Origin of the sequence: Aquabacterium parvum, assembly GCF_001447195.1 — a bacterium.
Classification (GTDB): Bacteria; Pseudomonadota; Gammaproteobacteria; order Burkholderiales; family Burkholderiaceae_C; genus Aquabacterium; species Aquabacterium parvum.
Map to the genome: position 1 here is coordinate 60,876 of NZ_LFRI01000218.1, position 8,565 is coordinate 69,440.

8 protein-coding genes and 1 pseudogene are annotated in these 8,565 nt (G+C 67.0%); 4 read left to right on the plus strand and 5 right to left on the minus strand.

Annotated features, from left to right (window positions below; genetic code table 11):
• Positions 1-13: 13 nt before the first annotated feature.
• Positions 14-388 carry a Co2+/Mg2+ efflux protein ApaG gene (gene apaG, locus ABG80_RS08030; protein WP_058087223.1) on the minus strand — a complete coding sequence of 125 codons (375 nt, stop codon included), beginning with the start codon at positions 386-388 and terminating at the stop codon, positions 14-16.
• A gap of 135 nt (positions 389-523) precedes the next feature.
• Here apaG and ABG80_RS08035 point away from each other — a divergent pair, with 135 nt between their 5' ends.
• From ABG80_RS08035 to ABG80_RS23940, 3 genes are all read left to right on the plus strand, one after another.
• Complete coding sequence (locus ABG80_RS08035) at positions 524-2,284, plus strand: alkaline phosphatase D family protein (protein ID WP_058087209.1); 1,761 nt, start codon at positions 524-526, stop codon at positions 2,282-2,284.
• A 112-nt stretch (positions 2,285-2,396) separates the two neighbouring features.
• On the plus strand, positions 2,397-3,080 hold the full coding sequence (rpe, locus tag ABG80_RS08040) for a ribulose-phosphate 3-epimerase (protein WP_058087210.1): 684 nt from the start codon (positions 2,397-2,399) through the stop codon (positions 3,078-3,080).
• A gap of 112 nt (positions 3,081-3,192) precedes the next feature.
• Positions 3,193-4,746, plus strand: a complete 1,554-nt coding sequence (locus tag ABG80_RS23940) for a methyl-accepting chemotaxis protein (protein WP_152987526.1) — start codon at positions 3,193-3,195, stop codon at positions 4,744-4,746.
• 26 nt (positions 4,747-4,772) lie between these two features.
• Here ABG80_RS23940 and ABG80_RS08055 read toward each other — a convergent pair whose 3' ends face one another.
• The 3 genes from ABG80_RS08055 to ABG80_RS08065 form a co-directional block, all read right to left on the minus strand.
• Positions 4,773-5,630, minus strand: coding sequence for a ParB N-terminal domain-containing protein (locus tag ABG80_RS08055; protein ID WP_058087213.1), 858 nt, complete (start codon positions 5,628-5,630; stop codon positions 4,773-4,775).
• A gap of 58 nt (positions 5,631-5,688) precedes the next feature.
• Positions 5,689-7,017, minus strand: coding sequence for a lytic murein transglycosylase (locus tag ABG80_RS08060; protein ID WP_058087224.1), 1,329 nt, complete (start codon positions 7,015-7,017; stop codon positions 5,689-5,691).
• A gap of 81 nt (positions 7,018-7,098) precedes the next feature.
• Positions 7,099-7,407 (minus strand): DUF2834 domain-containing protein, encoded by a 309-nt coding sequence (locus ABG80_RS08065; RefSeq protein WP_160322491.1) that lies wholly within the window; start codon positions 7,405-7,407, stop codon positions 7,099-7,101.
• A 132-nt stretch (positions 7,408-7,539) separates the two neighbouring features.
• On the opposite strand from ABG80_RS08065, the gene ABG80_RS08070 reads away from it, so the two are divergent.
• On the plus strand, positions 7,540-8,406 hold the full coding sequence (locus ABG80_RS08070; RefSeq protein ID WP_058087215.1) for a helix-turn-helix domain-containing protein: 867 nt from the start codon (positions 7,540-7,542) through the stop codon (positions 8,404-8,406).
• Between the two features lie 34 nt (positions 8,407-8,440).
• On the opposite strand, the pseudogene ABG80_RS08075 reads toward ABG80_RS08070, so the two are convergent.
• Positions 8,441-8,565 (minus strand): annotated as a pseudogene (locus ABG80_RS08075) (IS5-like element ISCARN85 family transposase); the annotation flags it as partial.

Genomic DNA, 8,565 nt, shown 5'->3' on the forward strand with positions numbered 1-8,565 from the left:
CGTGTGTCGGACCTCAGTGCAGCGACTGCGAGCGCGCGAGCATGAACTCGGGCACGGGCGCTTCGAACAGGCGGGCGTCTTCGGTCATGCAAAAGAAGGTGCCGTGCATCGTGCCATGCGGCGTGTTCAACCTGGTCCAGCTGGTGTACTCGAAGCGCTCGCCCGGCTTGAGCAGGGGCTGGTTGCCCACCACGCCCAGGCCGCGCACCTCTTCGGTTTGACCCATGGCGTCGGTGATGACCCAGTGCCTGGCGATCAGTTGCGCCGACACCGTGCCGCTGTTGACGATGGTGACGGTGTAGGAGAAAGCGTACTCGTGCGTGGACGGGTCGCTCTGCTCCTCGAGGTAGCTGGGGTGCACGCTGCAAGTGAATTCGGCCTGGTTCATGCGGCCCATTCTAGGCAATGCCTTCGGGCAGGTCCGGGCGGAAGTCCCGACGCTTCATGGGGATGTCACGCTGGACAGTGAACATCGCGTGCCGCGCAATTGCAGTTCTTTACCAAGCACCCAAGAGGAGTACCCATGGATCGTCGTCGTTTCCTGTCCGCGCTGGGCGTGGCCGGTGGGGGTTTGTTCGTCACCTGGCAAGCGCGTGCCGCGTCCTGGATGAACCTGGGCCTGGTGCCTTTGGACACCCGCAACCTGCGCACCGACTCGGCCCGCGTGTTCGACCTCTCGGTGGCCTCGGCCGACCCGAGTGAAACCGGCGTGATCCTGTGGACGCACATCGACCCTGCTTCGGCGCGCGGTGGCGAGCCCCTGTACCTGCAGGTGGCGCTGGACGCGCAATTCAACACCCTGCTGGTGCAGGCCCGCGTGAACGCCGACGAAATCAGCCCCGAGCGCGACCACACCGTCAAGGTCGACCTCGACGGGCAGTTGCCGGCCATGGCCTCGGGCGGCCCCTTCTTCTATCGCTTCATCTATGACGGCACCGTCAGCCGCACGGGTCGCTGCCGCACCCTGCCGGCCGCCAGCGCGCAACGCAAGCGCTACAAGCTGGCCCTGCTGACCTGCCAGGACTACACCAACGGCTATTACGGCGCCCTGGCCCACGTGGCCCGCGACGACAGCATCGATCACGTGCTGCACCTGGGCGACTTCATCTACGAAACCGCGGGCGACCCGCGCTTCCAGAGCCTGCCGTTTGCCGACCGCACCATGGTGCTGCCCTCGGGCGGCACGGTGGCGCTGGACGTCAACGACTACCGCTTCATCTACCGCACCATCCGCCGCGACCCCAACATCCAGGCCCTGATGGAGCGCCACACGCTGATCTGCGTGCCCGATGACCACGAGACGGCCAACGACACCTACTGGGACTACGCCCGCGACACCCTGGGCGCGCCCGACCATCCCTACACGACCGATGCCAAGTACGGTGCCGACGCCGGCCTGCTGCGCCGCCTCAAGCTCGATTCGCAACGCGCCTGGAGCGAGTACGTTCCGGCCCGCGTGAGCTTCGACGCCAACGCCACCCACCCCTTCGAGGCGCTCAAGGTGTTCCGCCAATTCAACTTTGGCGGCTTCCTGGAGCTGTTCATGATCGAGAACCGCACCTACCGCAGCGCCCACGCCTGTGGTGAGAAGGACTTCGGCCAGCGCTACTTCCCGCTGGGCTGCACGAAGTACAACAGCGCCGATCAAACCCTGCTGGGCAAGACCCAGCTGAACTGGTTGGTCGATGGGCTGACCAAGTCCCGCGCCACCTGGAAGCTCATGGGCAACCAGACCTTCTTCGGGCGCCTGGCCGTGACCTTCCTGGGCACGCAGCTGGCGCCGCTGAACGTCGACGCCTGGGACGGCTTCCAGGCCGAGCGCCGTGCGCTCACCGGTGCGCTGCGCGACGCCAAGGTCAGCAACTTCCTGGTGGCCACCGGTGACCTGCACACCTACATGGCCAGCAACATCAAGCACGACTACGGCAACCTCAACCCGCTGGCCCTGGACAACTACGTGGGCGCCGAGTTCATGACGCCGTCGGTGACCTCGTCGACGCTGGCCGAGATGCTGGCCGCCAAGGCCGATGCGCAGACCCAGGTGCTGATCGGCCGTGCGCTGGCCGCGCCCGCCGTGCGCCTGAACAACCCGCACATCCAGTTCTTCGACAGCAGCCGCCAGGGCTATTCCACGCTGGAGATGACCGACGCCCACGCCGAGTGGGTGGCCTACGCGGTCGACAAGTCCGTCAGCGGCGAGCTGCCAGCACGCAAGTGCATCGCCCGCCAGCGCAAGAACATGTGGCTGCCGTGGCTGATGGCACAGAGCACGGCCGGGTACTGAGCGGGACCCTCGCGAGAGGGCCAGGGGTTTCCTAGAATGGCGGTTTGGGCGCGCCATCGCGCCTTGCCGCCTCAACAAGGCCCCAACCGGGCCCCACCAGGAACCGCTCCCCATGTCACGCACTTTCCGCATCGCCCCCAGCATCCTCTCGGCCGACTTCGCCTGCTTGGGGCAGGAGGTGCGCAACGTGATCGACGCCGGCGCCGACTGGATCCACTTCGACGTGATGGACAACCATTACGTGCCCAACCTGACCTTCGGGCCGATGGTCTGCCAGGCGCTGCGCAAGCACAGTGTCAAGGCCGATGGCACGAAGGTGCCCATCGACGTGCACCTGATGGTGCAACCCGTTGACGCCCTGGCCACGGCCTTTGCCAAGTCCGGCGCCGACATCGTCACCTTTCACCCCGATGCCTCCACCCACGTCGACCGCACGCTGCAGCTGATCAAGGCCGAGGGCATCCAGGCTGGCCTGGTGTTCAACCCCGCTTCGCCCATCGACGTGCTGGAGTGGGTGATCGACAAGGTCGACGTGGTGCTGCTGATGAGCGTGAACCCGGGTTTTGGGGGCCAGAGCTTCATCGACAGCACGCTGCGCAAGGCCGAGAAGGTGCGCAAGGTGATCGACGCCTCGGGTCGTGACATCCGCCTGGAGATCGACGGTGGGGTGAAGGTCGACAACATCCGCCGCATCGCCGACGCGGGCGCCGACACCTTCGTGGCCGGCTCGGCCATCTTCGGTCAGCCCAGCTACCGGGACGTGATCGACGCGATGCGGGTCGAACTGGCGCGTTGAGTCCAGAGCGGGCACCGGGAGGTGCCTGCGGGCAGGATTGCGGCCACTTTTGCCGATTTTTCCTTCAAGTTCAAGGTTTGTCCTGCCGATAGGCTGGGGTCAAGTTGTTGCATTGAAGGAAAACCATGCGCTCATCTGCCAGCATCGCCCACCGCCTCGGTGCCGTCCTGGGTGGCTTGTTGCTGCTCATCGTTGCCATGGTGGCGCTGGCCTGGAGCCAGATGGGTGCCATGCGGGGCTCGGGAAAGAGATCATCGACAACTGGCTGCCCAGCGTCGAGCTCGTCAACCAGCTCAACACGAACATCTCTGACCAGCGCATCCTGGAGTTCCGCCACGTGCTCAACACCGATGAGTCGGCGATGCGCGGCATCGAGGCAGAGCTGACAAAAGTCAAGGCCGAGTTCAACAGCCTGCACGATGCCTACAAGGCGCTTTTGTCCTCAGACCAGGAGCGCACGCAGCACGCCGCCTTCGAGCGCAGCTGGGGCGAGTACCTGCGCTTGCATGAGCAGGTGATGAACTTCTCCCGCCAGAACCAGAACGACCAAGCCCGGGCGCTGCTGGAAGGCGATGCGCAAAAGAGCTTCGACCAGGCCACAGCCGACCTGGTGGCGCTGATCAAACTCAACAGCGACGGCGCCAAAGCAGCGGGTCATGGGGCCGAAGGCACCTACGTTTTTGCCCGCAACGCGCTGCTGGTGTCGGCCTTGCTGGGCCTGCTGGTGGGCACGGTGGCCGCCGTGTGGCTCACGCGCTCCATCACCCGACCCATCGAGTCGGCGCTGGCCGTGGCCGAGGGCGTGGCCGAGGGCAACCTGGCGCAACACATCGAGGTGAACTCGTCCGACGAGCTGGGGCGCTTGCTCGGCTCGCTGCGCACCATGCAGGGCCGTTTGTCTGACGTGGTCTCGGGCGTGCGGGGCTCGGCCGAGGGCGTGGCCACGGCCAGCGCGCAGATCGCCCAGGGCAACCTGGACCTGTCGCAACGCACCGAAGAGCAGGCTTCCGCCGTGCAGCAGACCGCCGCCACCATGGAAGAGGTGGGCAGCACCGTGCGCAACAACGCGGACGCGGCATCCCAGGCCAACCAGATGGCGCAGGGCGCCTCGGAGGTGGCCATGCGGGGCGGTGACGTGGTCGGCCAGGTGGTGCAGACCATGCAGGGCATCAACGACAGCTCGCGCAAGATCAACGACATCATCGGCACCATCGACGGCATCGCGTTCCAGACCAACATCCTGGCGCTGAACGCGGCGGTCGAAGCCGCGCGCGCCGGTGAGCAGGGCCGGGGTTTTGCGGTGGTCGCCGGTGAGGTGCGCACCCTGGCGCAACGCAGCGCCGAGGCCGCGAAAGAAATCAAGAGCCTGATCGGCCAGAGCGTCGAGCAGGTGGACCGTGGTGCGCAACTGGTCGAGCAGGCCGGCAGCACCATGGACGAGATCGTCTCTGCCATCCGCCGCGTCACCGACATCGTCGGCGAGATCTCGTCGGCCAGCCGCGAGCAAAGCAACGGCGTCGATCAGGTGGCCCAGGCCATCCAGCAGATGGACCAGACCACGCAGCAGAACGCGGCGTTGGTGGAAGAAAGCGCTGCCGCGGCCGAGAGCCTCAAGACCCAGTCTCAGAGCCTGGTCGAGTCGGTGGCCTTCTTCAAGGTGCGCTGAGCTGGCGGCCTGCTGGGCCCCGGTGCTCAGGCATGCAGGCGTGCCAGCTGCTCGCGCAGCGCTTCGTTCTCGGCCGTGAGCTCGGCCACGCGCTGACGCAGCGCTTGCACTTCGTTGTGCGGGCCTGCGCCAGGCTCGAAGGGTGGCTTGTCACTGCCTGCGTCCTGAGCGGCGTCTTCGCGCTCCGGCGTGAGCTTGCGCTTGACCTCGCGCACGCGCTTGGCGGCCTGTTTGAGCTCGTCCTTGCCCGCCAGGGCTGCGGCCTTTTGCTCTTCGGCGGGCAGGCTGGCCACCGCTGCGGCGGCGTTCAGGCTGATGGCGCCTTGCTTGACGGCGGCCACCAGCTCGGGCACGGCCTGGTTCTGGATCTTCTCGATCATCACCACCTGGTTGCTGCTCAGGCGAGCGGCGCGGGCGATGTCGGTGCGGTTTTTCAGCGGCGCGGGTTCGGGTGCACTGCTGGCTGCGGCGGATGCGTTGCCACCTGTCGCCGAGGCCTCGGCGTGCCCTGCCGCCTGCTCCGTGGTGGCCGAGGCTGAAGGCGCTGCACTGCGCTCGCGCCGCTGCGCCAGGATCTCGCGCTTGCGCAAGGCCAGCACGCCGCGCTGGAAGTCCGACACGCTGCGGCGGCCCAGGTGCTGGTCGATCATCCACAGGTGCACGTCGTCCATCGACTTGAAGTGCGGGTGCTGCACCGTCTGGAATGGGATGCCGTGCTGCTGGCAGATGCCGTAGCGGTTGTGCCCATCGATCAGCAGGTCGCCCCACAGCACCAGCGCGTCACGGCAGCCTTCGGCCAGCAGGCTGCGCTCGAGCGCTTCGTGCTCGTCGGGCGTGAGGGGGTCGATGTAGGCCTTGAGTTCTTCGCTGACGGTGATGTTCATGGCGCCCTGAAGGCTCGCCCATGGTGGGCGCGTGCAAACGTGTCAAAGGGGCCGGATTTTAGGGCTGCTGCAGTCGCGTCAGCAGCTCGGCCGTCGCGAAGCCATCGGCTGGCAGCCCCACGCTGCGCTGCCAGTCGCGCAGGGCGCCGCGCGTGGCCGGGCCCAGCAGGCCGTCTGGTGTGCCGGTGGCGAAGCCCTTGTGGTTGAGCGCGGCCTGCAGCGACTTGACCTCGCTGCGGCTGAGCACGCGTTGATCGCGTGGCCACGCGGCCTGCACAGGCGCTCCGCCGTCTATGCGTTGAGCCAGCAAGGTCACGCCCAGGGCGTAGCTCGTGGCATTGTTGTAGCGCAGCACGGCGCGGAAGTTGCGGCCCACCAGGAAAGCCGGGCCATGTGCGCCCGCAGGTTGCAGGATGCTGGCCTCGGCCATGGCGGGCAAGGGCGAGCCATCGACCAGGCGAACGCCTTCGGCGCTCCATTGGGTGGCGTCTTGCCGCAAGCCTGGGTCGGCTCGCGAGACGTCGAAGCCCTCTGGCAGCTTGACCTCCGGAGCCCAGGCCTCACCGGCCACCCAGCCAGCCTGGTGCAGGTAGTTGGCCGTCGAGGCCAGCACATCGGGCATGCTGCGCCAGATGTCGCGGCGGCCATCGCCATCGGCGTCCACCGCACGGGCCAGGAAGGCCGAGGGCATGAACTGGGTCTGGCCCATGGCGCCGGCCCACGAGCCGATCATGTGTTCGCGGTCGATGTCACCCTGGTCGATGATCTTCAGCGCGGCCAGCAGCTCGCCACGTGCCCAGGCCTCGCGGCGGCCTTCGAAGGCCAGGGTGGCCAGCGCGTCGATCACGGGCACGTCGCCGTAGTTCTGGCCGTAGTTGCTCTCCATGCCCCAAACGGCCACCAGCACGGGCGCGGGCACGCCGTATCGGCTGGCCGCCGCATCGGCCTGGGCGCGCACCTGGGCCAGCTTGGCTTGGCCGTTGGCCACGCGCGTTGGCGAGACGGCGCTGTCGAGGTAGTCCCAGGTGCTGCGCGAGAACTCGGGCTGGCTGCGGTCGAGCTCGATGGTGCGGGGGCGGAACTCGGCCACGTCCAGCGCCGCCTTGAGGGTGGCTTCGCTGACGCCGGCGGTGCGCGCGGTGGCGCGGAAATCACGCAGCCAGGTGGCGAAGCGCTGGGCTTCGCTGAGCTGCGGGGTGGTGGCGGCATCGGGGGCGGCGGCCGCTGCAGCCGGTGGGCGCGCGGCCTGGCCAGCCGGTGTTTGGCGCGGCTCGGAGCTGCAGCCTGCCAGGCTCAGCGCGACCCATGTGAGCACACAGGGCAAGGGCAGTCTCGCGAAACCCGAACGGGCCTGGCGGAGGTGAGAAGACGCGTGGAACGGGTGCATGGTGCGGGTGGCAAGCGGGTCCATCGAAGGCGAAGCATGCCACGGAGGTGCCCGCGTCCGCACCCTGGTCACCAAGTGGCTTCAGTGAGCCGGCTGAGCCCCTGCGCCGCGCTCGCGCATGAACAGGTAGGCCAGCAGGCCGATCGAGCCCAGGGCCAGCACCGCGATCAGCCATGGCCATGCGCTCACGCCGCGCTGCCTGGCATCGCCGATGAGCCACAGGCCTGCCAGTGCGCACGCGATGCAAAGGTCGAGCAGGATCTGCAGCGAGGCCTGGGAGCTCAAGCCGGCCTGCCACAGACCGAAGTAGCCCACCTCGCCGACGACCTGGAGCGAGAAGGCGGTGAAGGCCAGCAGCACGGCCCCCAGCAAGATTTGGCGTGGGTTCATCATGGTCCTTTCGTCGGGTCGGGTGTGACCCATGGTGTTGAACACGTCGGCCAATCTAGGCAAGGCAGCGCGGCGGTTCAATTACCTGACAGGTCATCGCCAGCTTGATGTGGGCTGCGCCAGAATCGGGCCATGTTGCCGCCCACCCCCGCCCCTGTTGACGCTTCTGTGTCCGCTCTGCTCAAGGCCTGGCGGCAACTCAGGCGTTTGCCGCAGCTTGAGTTGGCCCTGGCTGCCGGGGTGTCGCAGCGGCACCTGAGCTTCATTGAATCCGGCCGATCCAAGCCCAGCCGAGGGCTGCTGCTGGGCCTGGCTGAAACGCTGGACCTGCCTTTGCGAGAGCGCAACCTGCTGTTGCAGGCAGGGGGCTTTGCGCCTGTCTTCGCGCAGCGAGGCCTCAGCGACGACGACATGGCCTGTGTGCGTCAGGCGCTCGCGCTCGTGCTCGATCACCAGGAGCCTTACCCCGCCATCGTCCTGGATCGGCAGTGGAACACCTTGTTGCGCAACCGCGCGGCCGAGCAACTCATCGGCCTGTTGGGAGAGCCGGCCGATGTCTGGCAGCGTGTCGACCCGAGCGGTCAGAAAAACATCTTGCGCCTGTGCTTTCACCCGCAAGGCATGCGACCGCTGGTGCGCAACTGGGAGCAAGTGGCGCCGCACATGCTCGAGCGCCTGCAGCGCGAGATCGTTGCAGCGCCGATGGACCTGGCGTTGCGCGAGCTGCATCGTGACCTGTGGGCGATGGCAGAACTGAGGCAGGCCGGGCACGAGGACCTGGCCAGCACTGGCGGCAGGCCCAAACCCACAGGCACCCAGGTTTGCCTCTCCCCCACTGTCAACGTGGAGCTGGGGGTGGGCGACATCACCCTGCGCCTGTTCAGCCTGCTGAGCACCTTTGGCACCGCGCAGGACGTGACCACCGACGAGCTGCGCATCGAGACCTTCTTTCCGGCCGACGATTTCACGGCGACCTTCTTCAAGAAGCTGGCGGGCTAGGCCTGCAGCGGTCCGGCCATCGATCTAGGGCCTGTTAACACAAACTGCGAAGCCCATCGACCACGAGCACGAAGCTGAGAAAGCCGAGAAACATCGCATCAAGCTTTTCGAACCGGGAGAAGATTCGGCGGTAGCCCTTGAGCCGCCGGAACAACCTCT